Source organism: Hymenobacter sediminis, from assembly GCF_003231285.1.
Lineage (GTDB): Bacteria > Bacteroidota > Bacteroidia > Cytophagales > Hymenobacteraceae > Hymenobacter > Hymenobacter sediminis.
The window spans coordinates 151,751-168,054 of the sequence record NZ_QKNS01000003.1 but is presented as its reverse complement, the minus strand read 5'-3'; the positions used below and the strand labels follow the sequence as shown (position 1 = coordinate 168,054).

16 protein-coding genes are annotated in these 16,304 nt (G+C 57.7%); 6 read left to right on the top strand and 10 right to left on the bottom strand.

Annotated elements, in window-relative coordinates; translation table 11 throughout:
- Nucleotides 1-53: 53 nt before the first annotated feature.
- Nucleotides 54-527 (top strand): hypothetical protein, encoded by a 474-nt coding sequence (locus tag DNI29_RS09785; RefSeq protein WP_110977924.1) that lies wholly within the window; start codon nucleotides 54-56, stop codon nucleotides 525-527.
- Nucleotides 528-603: 76 nt separating this feature from the next.
- On the opposite strand, the gene DNI29_RS09780 is transcribed toward DNI29_RS09785, so the two are convergent.
- From DNI29_RS09780 to DNI29_RS09770, 3 genes are all read right to left on the bottom strand, one after another.
- Nucleotides 604-1,365: an SDR family oxidoreductase gene (locus DNI29_RS09780; protein ID WP_110977923.1), complete on the bottom strand. Its 762-nt coding sequence runs from the start codon at nucleotides 1,363-1,365 to the stop codon at nucleotides 604-606.
- A 72-nt stretch (nucleotides 1,366-1,437) separates the two neighbouring features.
- Nucleotides 1,438-1,863, bottom strand: a complete 426-nt coding sequence (locus DNI29_RS09775; RefSeq protein WP_110977922.1) for a helix-turn-helix domain-containing protein — start codon at nucleotides 1,861-1,863, stop codon at nucleotides 1,438-1,440.
- 14 nt (nucleotides 1,864-1,877) lie between these two features.
- Complete coding sequence (locus DNI29_RS09770) at nucleotides 1,878-2,408, bottom strand: hypothetical protein (RefSeq protein ID WP_123823184.1); 531 nt, start codon at nucleotides 2,406-2,408, stop codon at nucleotides 1,878-1,880.
- Nucleotides 2,409-2,507: 99 nt separating this feature from the next.
- Here DNI29_RS09770 and DNI29_RS09765 point away from each other — a divergent pair, with 99 nt between their 5' ends.
- The 5 genes from DNI29_RS09765 to DNI29_RS09745 all read left to right on the top strand — a co-directional run bounded on the left by DNI29_RS09765 (nucleotide 2,508) and on the right by DNI29_RS09745 (nucleotide 7,373).
- Nucleotides 2,508-3,407: a helix-turn-helix domain-containing protein gene (locus DNI29_RS09765; RefSeq protein WP_110977920.1), complete on the top strand. Its 900-nt coding sequence runs from the start codon at nucleotides 2,508-2,510 to the stop codon at nucleotides 3,405-3,407.
- An 82-nt stretch (nucleotides 3,408-3,489) separates the two neighbouring features.
- Complete coding sequence (locus DNI29_RS09760; protein ID WP_110977919.1) at nucleotides 3,490-4,329, top strand: oxidoreductase; 840 nt, start codon at nucleotides 3,490-3,492, stop codon at nucleotides 4,327-4,329.
- Nucleotides 4,330-4,462: 133 nt separating this feature from the next.
- Nucleotides 4,463-5,350, top strand: coding sequence for an SDR family oxidoreductase (locus DNI29_RS09755; RefSeq protein ID WP_238388058.1), 888 nt, complete (start codon nucleotides 4,463-4,465; stop codon nucleotides 5,348-5,350).
- Between the two features lie 209 nt (nucleotides 5,351-5,559).
- Nucleotides 5,560-6,612 carry an N-acetylmuramoyl-L-alanine amidase family protein gene (locus DNI29_RS09750; RefSeq protein WP_238388057.1) on the top strand — a complete coding sequence of 351 codons (1,053 nt, stop codon included), beginning with the start codon at nucleotides 5,560-5,562 and terminating at the stop codon, nucleotides 6,610-6,612.
- A gap of 26 nt (nucleotides 6,613-6,638) precedes the next feature.
- Nucleotides 6,639-7,373 (top strand): ATP-grasp domain-containing protein, encoded by a 735-nt coding sequence (locus tag DNI29_RS09745; protein ID WP_110977917.1) that lies wholly within the window; start codon nucleotides 6,639-6,641, stop codon nucleotides 7,371-7,373.
- A gap of 5 nt (nucleotides 7,374-7,378) precedes the next feature.
- On the opposite strand, the gene DNI29_RS09740 is transcribed toward DNI29_RS09745, so the two are convergent.
- The 7 genes from DNI29_RS09740 to DNI29_RS09710 form a co-directional block, all read right to left on the bottom strand.
- The gene (locus DNI29_RS09740; protein WP_110977916.1) at nucleotides 7,379-7,708 is read right to left on the bottom strand and encodes a hypothetical protein; all 330 of its coding nucleotides are present in this window, start codon (nucleotides 7,706-7,708) and stop codon (nucleotides 7,379-7,381) included.
- A 135-nt stretch (nucleotides 7,709-7,843) separates the two neighbouring features.
- Nucleotides 7,844-8,572, bottom strand: a complete 729-nt coding sequence (locus tag DNI29_RS09735) for a hypothetical protein (protein ID WP_123823182.1) — start codon at nucleotides 8,570-8,572, stop codon at nucleotides 7,844-7,846.
- A gap of 221 nt (nucleotides 8,573-8,793) precedes the next feature.
- Nucleotides 8,794-9,765 (bottom strand): deoxyhypusine synthase family protein, encoded by a 972-nt coding sequence (locus DNI29_RS09730; protein WP_110977914.1) that lies wholly within the window; start codon nucleotides 9,763-9,765, stop codon nucleotides 8,794-8,796.
- A gap of 133 nt (nucleotides 9,766-9,898) precedes the next feature.
- Nucleotides 9,899-10,393, bottom strand: a complete 495-nt coding sequence (locus DNI29_RS09725) for an STM3941 family protein (RefSeq protein ID WP_110977913.1) — start codon at nucleotides 10,391-10,393, stop codon at nucleotides 9,899-9,901.
- A 14-nt stretch (nucleotides 10,394-10,407) separates the two neighbouring features.
- Complete coding sequence (gene hslV / locus DNI29_RS09720) at nucleotides 10,408-10,944, bottom strand: ATP-dependent protease subunit HslV (RefSeq protein WP_110977912.1); 537 nt, start codon at nucleotides 10,942-10,944, stop codon at nucleotides 10,408-10,410.
- Nucleotides 10,945-11,225: 281 nt separating this feature from the next.
- Nucleotides 11,226-13,559, bottom strand: coding sequence for a S9 family peptidase (locus tag DNI29_RS09715; RefSeq protein WP_110977911.1), 2,334 nt, complete (start codon nucleotides 13,557-13,559; stop codon nucleotides 11,226-11,228).
- Nucleotides 13,560-13,676: 117 nt separating this feature from the next.
- Complete coding sequence (locus tag DNI29_RS09710; RefSeq protein WP_110977910.1) at nucleotides 13,677-16,232, bottom strand: TonB-dependent receptor; 2,556 nt, start codon at nucleotides 16,230-16,232, stop codon at nucleotides 13,677-13,679.
- Nucleotides 16,233-16,304: the final 72 nt, after the last annotated feature.

Here is a 16,304-nt window from a genome sequence, read left to right as displayed (position 1 = left end):
ATTCCGGGCTTGGCTGCGACCTTTACGGCTTCCAACTCACCTTCTCTTTGCGTATGAATACGTACTCCATCGTTCTTGCCCTGCACTCCTGGACGCGCTGGCTGGTTCTTATTTTCGGGCTGATTGCCGTGTTCCGCGCCTTCTCGGGCCGCCAGGGCCGCCCCTGGACCGGCGCCGACAATGGCATGGGCGCTGCTTTCGTAGGCTCCATGCACCTTCAACTGCTGCTGGGCCTGATTTTGTATTTTGCCCTGAGCCCCTACGGAGTAAAGGCCTTTGAAACCCAGGGCGGCGCGGTAATGAAGGACGCGGGTAGCCGCTTCTTTGCCGTGGAGCACTTGGTAGGGATGATTCTGGCCGTAGTAGCCGCTCAAGTGGGCCGCTCGCTCTCCAAGAAAGCCGTTGACCCCATCGTGAAGCACAAGAAAGCTTTCACCTGGTTCCTGATTGCCTTGCTGATTGTGCTGGTAATGATTCCGTGGGGCATCTGGAACCCCGACCGTCCCGCGTTCCGCATCGGAGCTTAATGAAGTAATACAAGCAAAACGCCTCCCGAACCTGAGTTCGGGAGGCGTTTTGCTTGGGGGCTCTACGGGAAGTTGCTTAGAAGAACATGCCGCCCGAAGCCTCTATGCGCTGGGCATTCACCCAGTAGCCTTCCTCGGAGCATAGGAAGGCTACTACCCCACCAATGTCCTCGGGTTGGCCTACCCGGCCCAGGGCCGTTTGCGAGGCCACAAACTGATGAAGGTGCTCGTCGTCGCGCACTCGGCCGCCGCCAAAATCGGTGGCAATGGCGCCGGGCGCTACCACGTTGGCCGCAATGCCGCGCGCTCCTAGCTCCTTGGCCTGGTAGCGGGTCAGCACTTCAATGGCACCCTTCATGCTGGCGTAAGCCGAGGAGCCGGGTAGCGAGAAGCGCGCCAGCCCCGAGGAGATGTTGATGATGCGCCCGCCATCGGCCAGCAGCGGCAAGGCTTTCTGGGTCAGGAAGAAGGGGCCTTTCAGGTGAACGGCTACCATCTCATCGAACTGCTCCTCGGCGGTATCCGCGAAGGGGGCGTAGAGGGCCACGCCGGCGTTGTTCACGAGGAAGTGGAACTGCTCGGCCTGGAAGGTAGCCTGCAGGGTAGCGCGCACCTGCTCAAAGAAGGCGTCGAAGCTTTTGCTGTCGGCTACGTCCAGTTGCAACGCGGCGGCTTGCCGGCCCAGGCCCTGGATTTCGGCTACCACGGCGTCGGCTTCGTCCTTTTTGCTGTGGTAGGTAAACAGTACATCGGTGCCTTTGCGGGCCAGGCTCAGGGCCATGTCTCGGCCGAGGCCGCGGCTGCCGCCGGTAATCAGGGCTATTTTGGTGCTGCTCATACGTTTCGGGGTTGAAGTGAACACTGCAAAGGTGCACCCCCTCCGGCCCGGAAGTATGGTGAGTAGTTCAGTTTAAATGGTGACAGTTTCCGAACCTAGGGCCGCCCGCTGCTCGGCCCACACCTGCTCGCGGTATTGCTTGGGCGTGCACCCCTGGAAGCGCTTAAAGAACTTGGTGAAGTTGGAAGGGTCGTAGGTGAGGCCAGTGGCAATGTCGGCCACGGACCGGCGCGGGTCACGGAGCTGCTCGCGGGCAATTTCCAGGATGCGCGCCTCAAAATAGTAGCACGGCGGGTTTCCGGTGGCCAGCTTTATGGTATTGCTCAGGTGAGTCGGGTGAATGTGCAGCTGAGCGGCCAAGTCCCGAACCTCGAGCATTTCCGTGGCCCTACCCGTCACAATATCCTCAAGGTGCTGATCGATGGCTCGCAGGAAATCGGCGGTTATTTCGTGCTGGCGGGCCAGAATTTTCTTGGGAATGGAAGTTATCGTTGTCATATGCAGGTAAACTGTTATCCGTCGATGTGAACATGATAGGGCTTCAAGCCTATCATCGATAGTGTACACGTATGGTTCTTATCATCAGGGCTTTCAAATGCCATTTCCCATTCCACTTCACTCATTTGCTCCTCTAGCCTAGGTAGTGAAAGGTAAACGGGAAGGAGCCCCTGAATAAAAGACCGCGCCCTGCTATCTGACAGCCATGCGCTAACCGCTGTTTCTACCAACTGTTGTACAGCAGGCAAAAAGGCAAAATATTGTTCTTCTATTTGCTGATAAAAAGCCCGTTGCGCGCCTGTTGGTCCGGTTGCGTTGGCCTCAATACAAAGCTCAATAGCCGTGCCTGTTGGGGTGAACAACCGTTCACCTTCCAAGTAGTTAGGCCATACGCCTTTGCCGTCAACAAAGAGTAGCGTTCCAAATTTTTGGTCTTCTATTCGAAGCTGTTTGCCAAAGAAGAAATCCGAAAAGCCCATATGCGTCCGCCGAATTGCCAAGGTTAAGCTAGAATATTTCCATGAAGTGCGCGGTAGGCTTTTCACAGAATACAAGACGGACAGATGGTCAACTTTACTTTACACGGAAGCACTAGATAGACGGTAACCGGAATCCTCATCGTTTGAATTACGTAACTTCGGGTCATGACAAAGCTGCAAACCCTCGAAGACTTTTACCAACAGAAAATTCACTGGATGCCCGATAACCTGCAGCAGGACATCGGCCACTTCAACGTGTTTCGGCTGGATGACTACGTGGGGCCCAGCGCCTGCCACCTGCCCTACAGCCGCAAGGATTTCTACAAAATCACGCTGGTAACGGGCCGCAGCAACTACCACTACGCCGACAAAACCATCGAAATCAGGGGTAACGCGCTGCTGTTTGCCAACCCCATGGTGCCCTACGACTGGGAACCGCTGGATGACCAGCAGACCGGTTACTTCTGCATTTTCACCGAAGCGTTTCTGCAGCGCCACCTAGCCAACAGCCTCGATCTGCCCATGTTTCGGCCCGGCGGGCAGCCCCTGTACTCCCTCACCGATGAGCAGGTAGCACCGGTAAAGCAGTTGTTTGAGAAGATGTTCGCGGAAATAAGCTCCACGTATGCGTTCAAGTACGACTTGCTGCGCAACTACGTGTTTGAGCTGGTGCACACGGCCCTGAAGCTGCAGCCGGCCACTACCCTCTACCGGGAAGCCAATGCCGCCACCCGTATTGCCTCTCTGTTCACGGAGCTGCTGGAGCGGCAGTTCCCGATTGAAACGCCCGGCCAGCAGGTACGCCTGCGCAATGCCAATGCCTTTGCCGGACACCTGGCCGTGCACGTCAACCACCTGAACCGGGCCCTGAAGGAAGTTACTGGCAAAACCACCACCGAGCTGATTGCCGAGCGCCTGCTACAGGAAGCTCACGCCTTGCTCCGCCATACGGCCTGGAACGTGTCGGAAATCAGCTACTGCCTGGGCTTCGAGGAACCGGCCCACTTCAACAACTTTTTCCGGAAGCGGGCGGGCACTACCCCTACCGCCGTACGCACTGTTTGATTTTCGCAAGCATCCGTTTGATTGCGGCAAGCTACTAGGCCTGCCCCTGCTCTAGTTTTGCACTGTACCAACAGAGCATACAATGAGTAACCACACCACTTGGTTTATCACAGGAGCTTCGCAAGGGTTGGGGCTGGCGCTGGTGAAACAGTTGCTGGCCGCTGGCCACCGGGTAGCCGCTACTTCCCGCCACCTCCATAACCTTACCCAGGCCATCGGTCCGGCTTCCGACCAGTTCCTACCCCTTGAAACCGACTTAACCTCCGAGGCCAGCGTGCAGCAGGCTGTAGCGCACACCATTGCCACCTTTGGCCACCTGGAGGTGGTAGTGAACAACGCGGGCTATGGCATTGGGGGCAGCATTGAAGAACTGACGGACGCAGAAACCCGGCAGGCATTTGATGTGAATGTGTTCGGCGGGCTGAACGTCATCCGGCAGGTACTACCCCACATGCGAGCCGCTCGAAGGGGGCACATCATCAATATTTCGTCCATTGCCGGTATTTCGTCGGCCACTGGCTGGGCCATTTACGCGGCTACCAAATTTGCCGTAGAGGGCTTCTCAGAAGTTCTGGCCCAGGATGTGGCAGACCTGGGTATCAAGGTAACTGCCGTGGCGCCAGGTGCCTTCCGCACCAACTTTCTCACCCCCGAGTCGCTGGTGCTGGCCCAGCGGCCACTGCCAGCTTATCAGCAGGTGCGCGCCTCCCACGAGAAATACCGGCAGATGAATGGCACCCAAATCGGCGACCCCGAGAAAGCCGCCGCCGCCATCATTCAAATCACGACGGAGGCTAACCCACCCCTTCACCTGCTGCTAGGGCCAGATGCTTATAACCGCGCCGTGCACAAGCTGGACTCTTTCCGGCAGGAAATAGAGGCTTGGAAGCAACTGACGGTTTCCACGGGCTTCGAGGGCTAGCCCGCCTATGTTATCATTTGGTTTCCTCTGGTTTCCGAGTACGGTAAAACCTAGGCTGGTGCGTCTGCCTTCGTAGTTGTCCACCCTTTACGCCCTGTTCTTATGCTGTATTTATTCGGAAGCTTGGCCCTGCATGATTCTTTGTCTTACCACGAAAATCACCAAGAATATGACCACCAAGAACATTTGGTTTGTGACCGGCGCCTCGAAGGGCCTCGGCCTGACCCTGGTACACCACCTGCTGGCCCGCGGCTATGCGGTAGCCGCCACTTCCCGCAACCTGAGCGAATTGAAACAGGCCGTGCAGCCTGAAGACCCTACCCATTTTCTACCCCTGCACATGGACCTGGGCAGTGAACAGAGCGTGCAGGAGGCCATCAATACCACCATTAGCACCTTTGGCCGGCTGGATGTGGTAGTAAATAACGCGGGCTACGGCCAGTTGGGCGCCCTCGAAGAACTCACCGATGCGGAAGCCCGGCGCAACTTTGATGTAAATGTGTTTGGCCTCCTGAACGTGCTGCGCTACGCTACCCCACATCTGCGCCAGCAAGGTTCGGGGCGGGTGTTCAACATTTCTTCCGTCGGGGGCTTTACCGGCGATTTTCCTGGCTGGGGCGTGTACTGCGCCACCAAGTTTGCGGTGGCCGGCCTCACGGAGTCGTACGCGGCAGAGGTAAAAGATTTTGGCGTGCAGGCCAGCGTGGTGTACCCCGGTTATTTCCGCACCAACTTCCTCACGGCCGGTTCCTTGGGCACACCCCAATACGAGCTGGAAGCGTATCAGTCGGTGCGCGAGTCGCAGGCGGCGCACGAGCAGCAGATCAACGGCAACCAGCCCGGCGACCCGGAAAAAGCCGCTGCTACCCTCCTGCAGCTCAGCGAAGCCGCCCAACAACCCGTGCACTTGTTCCTGGGTGCCGATGCACACCAGATGGCCGAGCAGAAAATAGCCACCGTGCAACACGACCTCCAGCAATGGAGGGCAGTAGCCGCAGCCACCCAACTCACCGAAGCCTAACGGCTCCTGATAAGGCCCCAACTCCAAGGCCCGCGGCATAGCTGCGGGCCTTTTTTGTTCGTATTCTGAAGATTTACTGCCTTTTTTGTACTGGAATACCGTAGGGAGCCTATGCTACCGCCTGCTTCTGCCTATGGCTGACGGTAGTTACTACCTATAGCTCAGAGCCTTACCGCTCTCCTCTCACTCTCACCAGATTTCCTCTGCTTTTGCGCTCAGCTCTTCTCCTTGGCCTGCTTCTCCTGATTTCTACGCTTGCCTTTAGCCAGAGCAAGTACCGGCGGGCAGTTGCCAAGCCAGGCGACGGAGTGAATACGCTGCTCTACCGCAACGGCCTGAACCCAAGCCAGCATCTGCGCCAGTTTCAACAGCTCAACCGGGCCAACCTCACCAAGCGCAACGGCCTTATCATTGGGCGTACGTACTTGCTCCCCCACCGCTCAGCACCGAAAGTTGCCGCCCGAAAACCGGCGGCCCGCAGCACGGCCTCACGCACTGCTGCTTCGCATGGCCTGAGCACTACCCCCATGCTGCCCTCCAAGCTCTTCGGACCCAAGTACAGCCCCGTACCCGTCCGCGACCGGGCCCTTCGCGGGGCAGTGTATTACCTCTCGCCGGGCCACGCCGGCCCCGACCCCGGCGCCATTGGCCAGTATGGTACCTATAAACTGGCCGAGGATGAGTATGCTTACGACGTGACGATTCGGCTGGCTCGGGTGCTGATGGAGCACGGTGCTACCGTGTACATGATGGTGCAGGACCCCAACGACGGTATCCGCGACGAGAGCGTGCTGAAGATGGACTACGACGAGCTAACCTACCCTCAGCAGCGCATTCCGCTCAGCCAACTCGGCCGCCTGCGCCAGCGCATGACCCAGGTAAACAAGCTCTACGCCCGCCACAAAGGCGCCTACCAGCGCCTCCTGAGCCTGCACGTAGACAGCCGTAGCGCCGGCCAGAACATTGACGTGTTCTTCTACCACCACCAGAACAGCCAAGCCGGCCTGCGACTAGCCAAGAATATCCATAAAGTATTCACCGCCCGCTACAAGCGGGCCCAGCCTACCCGCCCTTACAAAGGCAACGTATCGGTGCGCAGCAGCCTCTACGAGGTGCGCACCAGCCACGCGCCTGCCGTGTTTATGGAGCTGGGCAACATCCGCAACAGCAAGGACCAGCGCCGCTTCGTGGTGGCTGATAACCGCCAGGCCCTGGCCAACTGGATTTACGAGGGCCTTCTGGCCGATTACACGGGTCGGTAACCAGTAAGGCTTGCCTATGTAGTACTATGCGGGCGTATATCAACCAAGATTCTACCGGGGAGTGGGCTAGCACCAACTGCTTTTCTGCGGCTGATGGGTTTCGGCAGATGGGCTGGGAAATTGTGCCTTTTCACCGCTTTTCGGAATTACCGCACGACGAGCTGGCCGACATCGTCGTGAGTCACATCGACGATGTGGAAGGTAGCCTCCGCGCCCTGGGCCGGCTTGTGCCCCCGGCGGTTGATTACCCGGAGCAGTTGAAACCGTTCCTGGGGCGGCGCATGTGGCAATCGACTATCAATGCCGTGGCCGCTGACCCCACCCAGTGGCCCGTGTTTGTGAAGCCCTTGCTAGCGCGCAAAAAATTCACGGGCGTTCTGGTACGCCAGTTCCGCGACTTAATCGGTTGCGGCGACCAAGCCGAGAATACGCCCGTTTGGTGTGCTGAGCCAGTGCATTTCGTAGCTGAATGGCGCTGCTTTGTGCGGTATGGAGAAGTCTTGGCAGCCCAGCCCTACCGGGGCGACTGGCGGACCCACTTCAACCCTAGCGTGGTAGAGGCAGCTGTGGCCGCCTACACTCCGGCCCCGCACGCCTACGCCCTCGATATTGGCCTAACATCCGCCGGCAGTACGGTGGTTATTGAAGTAAACGAAGGGTATTCGGTGGGCAGCTACGGGCTACCCTCATTGCGCTACGCCAAGTTCCTGAGTGCCCGCTGGGCAGAGTTGACGGGCACCCCGGACTTGTGTAATTTCTGACCTTCCTACGGGTTCATCAGTAGGAAGAGCAGGTTATGATACAGAATGCCCTGCTCGCCGTCGTGGATACCGTCGAGGCCGGCGTCTTCCATTAAGGCCTCTATTTCCTCGTAATCCTGCAGAAAGTCAATTTCCACGTCGTTGGAGCCCGGCACCTGCGTGTGCGTTACGTAGCGGCGGCGCTTTTCCAGCGTGATAAACAGCTTCTGGTGCTTGGTTTGGGCAATGAGCAAAGCCGGATGCTCCTGCACAGTGCCGTCTGTAGCTTTGGTGTAAACGGTCGTTTTTTCGTCCGGGGCGGCGTGCTGCAGAAAGCTGGCGGAGTCGAGGGGCATGGCTGAGCGAAGGAGGTAGGGTAAAATTGAGGCCGAAGGTATAGTCTCGAGCGGCAGTAATCAGTAAAATATCAACTGGATAGCAACCGTAATTTGTAAGACAAGCACTTAGCACCCCTTCGGTCAATTGTGCTGCTACTTAAAATCCAGGTAGTAAATTGATTTGCTGGGCTTTTTGGAAACAGTAATGTTTTTTTTAGCCCGAGCGTTTTTGATATCAGCCAAGATAATATACTGTCTATGTGCACGCTGAAGAGAGTCAGTCCACTGCACTCTGGGTAACAGGGCAAAAGAAATAGTTTCCTCAGTTGCCTCATCTATCGGCCGGCCTACTTCCGCATTCTTAGGATCAGTTACTTCAACCGGCCTTTCCTGTTCCTGAGCAAGTAAAAGGCTGTCGTAGGGAGCAATTTTCACTACAACTATAATCGAATCTGGCTTCCCGGAAAGAGGCCGTAGCATTACCGTTGACTCGAAAGCAGGCTTGTACTGTCGCAGACGGCTTTTCCAGAGGGATAAATTTCGATGAGGGTAAAAGGCTGGACGCTTGCCAGCCATGCCGGTTGCAGCAAGGTCGATTGGCTTATCTGCCACCAGCGTATCACCGGAGCCTTGCAGCAATACCGGGGCCGTAACCGGATACTCTATCCAGCCCAGGGTCAGATTCCGAGCTACCATTGCGTAGCCAACAGCTTCGGGGGCAATTTCTACTCCCCACCATACAGTATCAAGCTGTAGGGACGAACGCGGGACTGTCAGCGTCAGGGAAAGCATTGCATTGGTGCGGTTTCGTAAGTACACCTCTGAAATAATCTGGTCGGCTAAAAATGCTTCTCTTTTATCAGGCTCCAGCATTTTTATCACAAGTAAGAGCAGAAGTAACAACAAGTAGCATCCTCCCACAGCACCCACAATGACACGGAGAACGATAAGCAGTATTCGAACTGGTTTTGACTTCTGCTGTTCCATTCATCTTTTTTGCTTGATGCTGTAAACTCTGAATAGTCACCTGACCAGATAAGCAAAAGCGCCTGTTGCTTTATCAGCAACAGGCGCTTTATGAAGCATTCAGACTATGCAGCCAATTACTGGCCCAGCACCATGGCAAACACCAGCGGGGCGACGATGGTAGCATCCGACTCGATGATGTACTTGGGCGTATCCTGGCCCAGCTTGCCCCAGGTGATTTTCTCGTTCGGTACGGCGCCGGAGTACGAGCCGTAAGAAGTCGTCGAGTCTGAAATCTGGCAGAAGTAGCCCCACAGCGGCACTGAGGTGCGCTGCAGATCTTGGTGCAGCATGGGCACCACGCAGATGGGGAAGTCGCCGGCAATGCCGCCGCCAATCTGGAAGAAGCCTACTTTGCTTTCCTCGGTAGCCTGGTTGGTGTACCAGTCGGCCAGGTAAATCATGTACTCAATGCCCGTGCGTACGGTGTGCACGTTCTTGATGTCTCCGCTGATAACGTGACCGGCGAAGATGTTACCCAGCGTAGAGTCTTCCCAACCGGGGCAGATGATGGGCAGGTTTTTCTCAGCGGCAGCCAGCATCCAGGAGTCCTTGGGGTCAATCTGGTAGTACTGCTCCAGCTCGCCCGACTTCAGGATCTGGTAGAAGAACTCGTGGGGGAAGTACCGCTCGCCGGCCTTATCGGCCTTTTCCCAGAACTTCAGTACCGAGTGCTCCAGGCGGCGCATAGCCTCCTCTTCCGGAATGCAGGTATCGGTTACGCGGTTCATGTGGCGCTCCAGCAGGGCCTGCTCGTCAGCAGCCGTCAGGTCGCGGTAGTTGGGTACACGCTCGTAGAAGTCGTGGGCTACCAAGTTGAAGATATCCTCTTCCAGGTTGGCACCCGTGCAGCTGATGATTTGCACCTTATCCTGGCGGATGAGCTCAGCCAGCTGGATGCCCATTTCGGCGGTGCTCATGGCACCGGCCAGGGTAATCATCATCTTGCCACCTTCCGCGAGGTGCTTGTTGTAGCCTTCGGCGGCATCAATCAGAGCAGCGGCGTTGAAGTGGCGGTAGTGGTGCTTGAGGAAGTTCGTTACGTTCATTGAGTCGTGTGTTCTGTACTTATAGGTGTCAGTGTTCTATCAAAAAAAAGGCTGGAATCGTTCAATCAGGTTGCCCTATATCGAAGATTCTGAATAGCGTGCTATTGCGGCTGGGTTGCTCACAAAAACAGGCCTAGGACTGAAGCTGAGCAGCTGCGCTTTGTTTCAGAATGTACTCTAGTAGCTGCTCCGGGTTTAGGTCGACGCCGCTAAGGTTGATGGACAACGGCGTGAAGCCCAGTGCGGCGTTAGCCCCCGCCAGCTTACGTTTCAGCGGCGACAATCGGCTCAAGTAGGCCTGTTCATCGCGCACCTGTAGGCAGACGAAGTTCTCCTGATTTATAGACCGCACGTAGGCGTCCGTGATGTCTGTCCAGGGAATGAGGCCCACGCCTAGCGTGCGGTCCAGAATGCCCTCATCGGTGATGCGTAGCCGCGGGCGGGTATCCAAGAACTGCCAAGCACCCACCGCCGCACCAGTTCCGAAGAAGACAATGGTTATCAGCCCAAGCCCCCAGTTGCCTTTGGTCACGATCATAAATACCCCCATGGCTACAAAAGCAAGCGCACCCAGGGTGAGCAGGGCATGCCGCTTACGCGAGTTGTAGTAAATCAGGTCTTCGGTCATGACGCAAGAGTGGCCTAGCGGGGCTCTTCAATCATTAGGTTGTGGTTGGTGTAGATGCAGATGTCGGCCGCAATGTGCAGGGCATCTTCTACCATCTGGCGGGCCGTGAGGTGGGGGGCGTGCTTCTTGAGGGCTAGGGCCGCGGCCTGGGCGTACATGGCTCCTGAGCCAATGGCGGCCACGTCGAAGTCGGGCTCCAGCACGTCGCCGGTGCCGGCAATGATGAGCAGCTCATCTTTGTCGGCCACTACCATCATGGCTTCCAGCTTGCGCAGGTACTGGTCTTTGCGCCACTCCTTGGCCAGCTCAATGGCCGCGCGGCGCAATTGGCCGCCATAGCCGTTAAGTTTCTCCTCAAACTTATCGAGCAGCATGAAAGCGTCGGCGGTGGAGCCGGCAAAACCGGTTACTACTTTGCCATCCTGCAGCTTACGCACTTTGCGCACGTTGCTCTTGGCCACGTGCTTGTCCATGGTAGCCTGGCCATCGGCGCCGAGGGCAATTTCGCCGTTGTGGCGCACGCCCAGCACGGTAGTGGAACGGATTCTCATAGGGAAGTCAGAAATAGTGCACCCTGCTTTTTCAACAGGAAGGCGCAAAGCTACGGGAATCCGGCGGCAACGCCCAGCAGAAGTACCTACTGTGCATATTGAAACTAAAAGCTAGTTCCCCTCCTCAGCTGAGGAGGGGCTAGGGGTGGTTGATCAATCGTCACACGATTATCTAGTTCTACTTACTAGCTCTAGACTTTAAACCACCCCTAACCCCTCCTCAGCTGAGAAGGGGAACTAGTTTCTAACTTTTACTTGTGCTCTAAAGCCCGCTAGGCCGCTTACTGCACCGCGTTGCGGGGGTCGGCCACGGGCTTCATCTCGTAGTTCTGCGGGGGCTCGGCACCAGCCAGGTGCTGCACAAAGTAGTCCCAGCGACGGCGCATCATGTAGGGGCCGTAGGCGCCGAATCCGTGCCGGGCATTCGGGAATACTACTAAGTCGTAGCTCTTGTTGGCGCGGGTAAGGGCCTCTACTACCAGCCAGGTGTTGTAGGGCGGTACGTTGTCGTCCATCAGACCGTGAGCCAGCATGAGCTTGCCCTGCAGGTTTTTGGCGAAAGGAGCATTGGCCTGGTTGTCGTAGTTGGTGGTACCGTCGGGGTTGGTTTTGAGCAGGCCGATGTAGCGCTCGGCCCAGTCATCCTCGTAATTGCGGTTCTCGTGGTTGCCCGACTCCGAAATGCCTACTTTGAAGAACTCGGGGTAGCGGAACATGGCGGCCGCCGTAGCGTAGCCCCCACCCGAATGCCCCCAGATGCCGACCCGGTTCACATCCATATATGGATGCTTCTGGGCCAGCTGCTTGATACCGGTTATCTGGTCAGATAGTGTGTTTTCGGCCATGTTGCCGTAGCAGGCATCGTGGTAACTCTTGGAGCGCAGCGGGTTACAGCTACCCTCAATCACCACTACCACAAAGCCCAACTCAGCTAAGGCTTGGTGGTCACTACGTCCGGCACTGAATGACCAGCTGCCCACGCCCCCGCCCTGCGGACCGGGGTAGATGTAGTCGATAACCGGATACTTTTTGCTGGCATCGAGGGTAGTCGGCGTAAACATCAGCCCGTACAGGTCGGTCTGCCCGTCGGCGGCTTTCACCGTGATGGATGTAGGCGCTTTCCAGCCGGTGGCAGTGAGGCGGGAAATGTCGGTTTTCTCCAGCGTTGACAGCAGCTTGCCATCGGCGGCGCGCAGTACCGTCTGGCCGGGCTTGTCGGGCTGTGAGTAGGTATCGATAAAGTACTGGCCTGAGGGCGAGAGGGTCACCTGGTGGTTGCCCGGCTCAGGGGTAAGCAGTTTGAGGTTTTTGCCGTCTAGCCCAATGCGGTAGAGGTGGGTGAAGTAGGGGTTGCCCGGCCCCCGGCCATCGGCCAGGAAATACAGCTCCCGCTTCTGCTCATCCACGCGCAGCAGCTTCGTCACTACCCAGTTGCCCTTGGTAATCTGGCGCTTTACCTTACCGGTGCCGGCATCGTAGAGGTAGAGGTGGCCCCAGTTGTCACGCTCCGAGTACCAGATGATTTCCTTGCTCTTGGGTAGATAGCGCCAGTTAATAGCTCCTTGCCCCGACTCATATTGAGTGGCTACGGTTTCCGTAAACACCTCCCGCACGGCGCCCGTAGTGGCATCCGCAATGCGAAATTTCTCCTCCTTATGGTCGCGCGAAGTCGAGACGAAGGCCAGCTCCTGGGTATCGGGGCCCCAGTCTACATCGTCGAAGGTGCCGCTGCTGGATATATCGTCGGAGAGGGTGCCACGGTGCGGGTCGGGGGCTACTTGAAAGCGCACCACTTTCGGGTTATCCACCTCGATTACTACCCGTTCAATGGTGGCAATGTCCTTGTCGCCCGGCAGCGGGTATTTCCAGGCCTCTAGTCGGGGGTGGCCAATGTTGGTAGTCACCAAATACATGTTGCCCACGTTGCGCTGGTCCTGGCGGAAGGTCGCAATCTTACGCGAGTCAGGCGACCAGCGCAGCACCGGCGCGTCGCTGTGAGTCCAGCCGGCGTTGTCGGTGGCGTAGCCGTAGTCCTTGGTGCCGTCGGTAGTGAGTTGGGTGAGTTGGTTGGTGCTGGTATGACGCACCCACAGGTTATCGTCCTTGATAAAAGCGGCCAGCTTTCCGTCCGGCGACACGACTTCATTGTCGGCGTTGGCAAAGGGCTTCGCCGGCGAAGCGTCGGGGCTTAGCTGTCCGCTTGCCAGATCATACTTCCAGGCCTTGCCGGCGGCAGCAAAGGCAATGGTTTTTTCATCGGCGGAATACGAAAGATTGCGGAAGGGCAAGCGGTTGGCCTCATAGGTTTTACCGGTGGCCGAAGACAGGGCGGTGGCCAGGCGGCTATGGTCGAAAGCCACAGCGCGGGTTTTGCGGGCCGGATCTACCAGCACGTACTCGCTGCCTCGGGCCGTGAGCACCCGGTACCAGAACCGGTCGTTGGCAAGCCAGTTCGGCTGGCCGGCGCTACCATCAATCAGAGGCTGGGTGTTGTAACTCAGAAAGCGCTCCGCCCGGGCATACTCCTGGGCCGTGAGAATGGGCCGCTGTTGGGCTGAGGCACTGGCCTGAGCCAACCATACCGCAGCCGAAAAGGCCAGTACATATTTATGCATGTAGTAAGGAACAGTGAAGAATGAACAGGAAGCAAGTACGGCAGAAGCCGGAAATATTCTTTCCTGCTCCTGCCGTACCTGTTTATTGCTCGTTGCGGGCTATTCCTTCTGCGCTGCTCAGAAGCGGGCTTGCAGCTTGGCAAAGTAAAACCGACCGTTCGAGCCCATCTGCACCGGGTCCCAGGCCCCGCCGGTTTCCGTGCGCTGCGGGTCGAATAAAGTAGGGTAGCGGTTGAACAGGTTGGAGCTGCCCACGATGAACTGCAACTGATTGGTTAGCGCATAGTTCAGGGTCAGGTCGGTGGTGATGCGCGCATCGTACTTCATGGGCGCGCCGTCCCAGTCGATAAGCGTAATCTCATCAAACCTCACGAAGCGCACCAAGGCCCCAAAGCGCCCTACCTGGTAATCAAAGGTGAGGTTGATTTTGGAAGGCGGGGCCGACGCCTTCACGAAGGCCTGCTCCCGCGCCCCAAAGAATTCCTCTTCTCTACCCGTCAGTCGGCCCGAAGTCCGCACTCTATCGATTTTGAGGTTGTTGACGTTGGCCGCCAGCGTGGAGTTCAGCCGACCGGTGCCCAGGTTGGTGGTGTGGCTCAGCACCACATCAAACCCAATAGAGCGGGTATCGGCAGCGTTAGCGAAGAACTGGGCCTGATCTACGTTCAGAGCCTGCAGGTCGGGGCCAATCACGGTGTCGTCGGCCGAGAACTGACTGGTGAGCACCACCCGGTCTTTCACCTTGATGTAGTAGCCATCCAGCGTCAGACTCAGGGACGAACCGATGCGGCTGGTGAGGCCGATGTTGGCGTTGTTCGAGGTTTCCTGCTTGAGGCTGGGTACGCCCAGTTTTTGGGTTACGGCGCTGTTGTTGCGGGCCAGCAGCACTTCCACCGGCTCACCGTTGATGAAGTTGGTGAAGGTAGAGTTGAAGTTCACCTGGGCCAGCGAGGGCGCCCGGAAGCCGGTGCTGTAGGTACCGCGCAGGGTCAGGAACTCGGTAAGATTGAAGCGGGTAGCCAGCTTATAGTTGAGGGTGCTACCAAAGTCGGAGTAGTGCTCGTAGCGCAAGGCTCCGGCCAGCAGCCAGCGCTGGGTCACACTCAGCTCGGCATCGGCGTAGGCCGCCACGTTGTCGCGTTGGGCCTTAATGGCGTCGGTGGGCTGAAAGCCAGGAAAGCCCTGGGAGCCGCTGGCTGCGCCGGATTGCGGGTCATAGTTGCGGTAGGAAGCCTCTTCCCCAGCAAACAGCGAGTACCACTCGCGCCGCCACTCGGCCCCGGCGGCCACGTTCAGGCCCTGGAGCACGGTTTTGTAGTTGCGCGTCAGACCCAGGTTTACTACGTTCTGCTGGAGCTGAAACCCTCCCGCATTGAAGGAGGTAGGCGAACTGGCGCCCAACGAGGAATTGAGGGTATTCTTGACCCCGTACTCAAAGCGGTTGGAGCCGAAGTTGTTGCTCAAATCCAGCTCCCACTCGCCCAGGGCGGTGCGCAGACCGGCCACCGCCGAGGCATCCCAAATGTCGCTGCTGATGATGGGGTCGAAGCCGTTGGGGTAGATGGCCGGTACGTTCCGGTCGTCGTCGGCAAAGCGGGTCCAGGCGTAGGCGTCGCCCTTGCGCTTGTTGCCGCCACCAAATACGTAGAAGTACGACCGGTCGCTGAGGGCAAACCGGGAGTTGAGGTAACCCGAGAGGTTGCGGATTTCCGGGTCGCCGTATTCGCGGCGGGCCAGGCCATCGGCGTTTGGTACATTGGCCCGCTGGGTGTGCTCGCGCAGATTATAGTCGACGGTAGCATTCACGAAGCTACCCCTTTCCCCCAACCCAATCCCGTAATTTAGGTTGGCGTTGAAGTTGCCGCCGTCGAAGTTCTCGTCATCGAAACGGTATTTGGCGTCGTAGGCCCCGTAGTTCACGTTGGCGGTCAGTTCCTTCACCGAGCTTTTCAGCACAATGTTGATGACGCCGGCAATGGCATCAGAGCCGTACTGAGCCGAGGCTCCGTCGCGCAGAATTTCAATCCGCTCGATGCTGGCGGCCGGTATCACGTTCAGGTCAGTACCGGTGTTGCCACGGCCGCGGGTGCCAAACAGGTTCACCAGGGCCGACTGGTGCTGGCGCTTGCCGTTTACCAGCACCAGGGTCTGGTCGGGGCCGAGGCCGCGCAAGGTGGCGGGGTCCACGTGGTCGGCGCCGTCGGAACCGGTCTGGCGGTTGGAGTTGAAGGAAGGCGCCACAAACTGCAGCAGCTGGTTCACGTCGAGCTGACCGGTTTTAGTGGTCACTTCCCGCAGGTCAATAATATCGACGGGTGAAGGTGAATCGGTAACGGAGCGGTTCTGGCTGCGGGAGCCTACCACCTGCACCTCGCCCAGGCCCGTGGAGGCATCCGTGAGTTGCACGCTCACGGTGCCGCCCGCTGCATCTACTTCCTGCGAGGCGTACCCAATGGAGCTTACCTGCAAGCGAGGGGTAGTCGTGCGGGCGCGAAGCGTAAAGCGGCCGTCGTTGCCGGTAGCGGTACCGTTATTAGTGCCTTTTTCCACCACGGTAGCCCCAATAACAGGCTTACCTGCATTGTCTACTATTTGCCCGGTAATTGTCTGGCCCTGCGCGAAAGCAGCGGCACTGGCGAGGCACATGGTTACTGTTAGTAGATTCTTTTTCATACGCATCTATGATGAAGCAATCAGACAAACAGGCTCTGCCGGCGAAGCTCCTGTGGTAGTAAGTATAGAGTT

Excerpts from the sequence above, each read along its gene's own strand:
- DNI29_RS09785 (WP_110977924.1), top strand. The coding sequence starts at position 54 with ATGAATACGTACTCCATCGTTCTTGCCCTGCACTCCTGGACGCGCTGG.
- DNI29_RS09780 (WP_110977923.1), bottom strand. The coding sequence starts at position 1,365 with ATGAGCAGCACCAAAATAGCCCTGATTACCGGCGGCAGCCGCGGCCTC.
- DNI29_RS09775 (WP_110977922.1), bottom strand. The coding sequence starts at position 1,863 with ATGACAACGATAACTTCCATTCCCAAGAAAATTCTGGCCCGCCAGCAC.
- DNI29_RS09765 (WP_110977920.1), top strand. The coding sequence starts at position 2,508 with ATGACAAAGCTGCAAACCCTCGAAGACTTTTACCAACAGAAAATTCAC.
- DNI29_RS09760 (WP_110977919.1), top strand. The coding sequence starts at position 3,490 with ATGAGTAACCACACCACTTGGTTTATCACAGGAGCTTCGCAAGGGTTG.
- DNI29_RS09755 (WP_238388058.1), top strand. The coding sequence starts at position 4,463 with ATGATTCTTTGTCTTACCACGAAAATCACCAAGAATATGACCACCAAG.
- DNI29_RS09745 (WP_110977917.1), top strand. The coding sequence starts at position 6,639 with ATGCGGGCGTATATCAACCAAGATTCTACCGGGGAGTGGGCTAGCACC.
- DNI29_RS09740 (WP_110977916.1), bottom strand. The coding sequence starts at position 7,708 with ATGCCCCTCGACTCCGCCAGCTTTCTGCAGCACGCCGCCCCGGACGAA.
- DNI29_RS09730 (WP_110977914.1), bottom strand. The coding sequence starts at position 9,765 with ATGAACGTAACGAACTTCCTCAAGCACCACTACCGCCACTTCAACGCC.
- DNI29_RS09725 (WP_110977913.1), bottom strand. The coding sequence starts at position 10,393 with ATGACCGAAGACCTGATTTACTACAACTCGCGTAAGCGGCATGCCCTG.
- hslV (WP_110977912.1), bottom strand. The coding sequence starts at position 10,944 with ATGAGAATCCGTTCCACTACCGTGCTGGGCGTGCGCCACAACGGCGAA.
- DNI29_RS09715 (WP_110977911.1), bottom strand. The coding sequence starts at position 13,559 with ATGCATAAATATGTACTGGCCTTTTCGGCTGCGGTATGGTTGGCTCAG.
- DNI29_RS09710 (WP_110977910.1), bottom strand. The coding sequence starts at position 16,232 with ATGAAAAAGAATCTACTAACAGTAACCATGTGCCTCGCCAGTGCCGCT.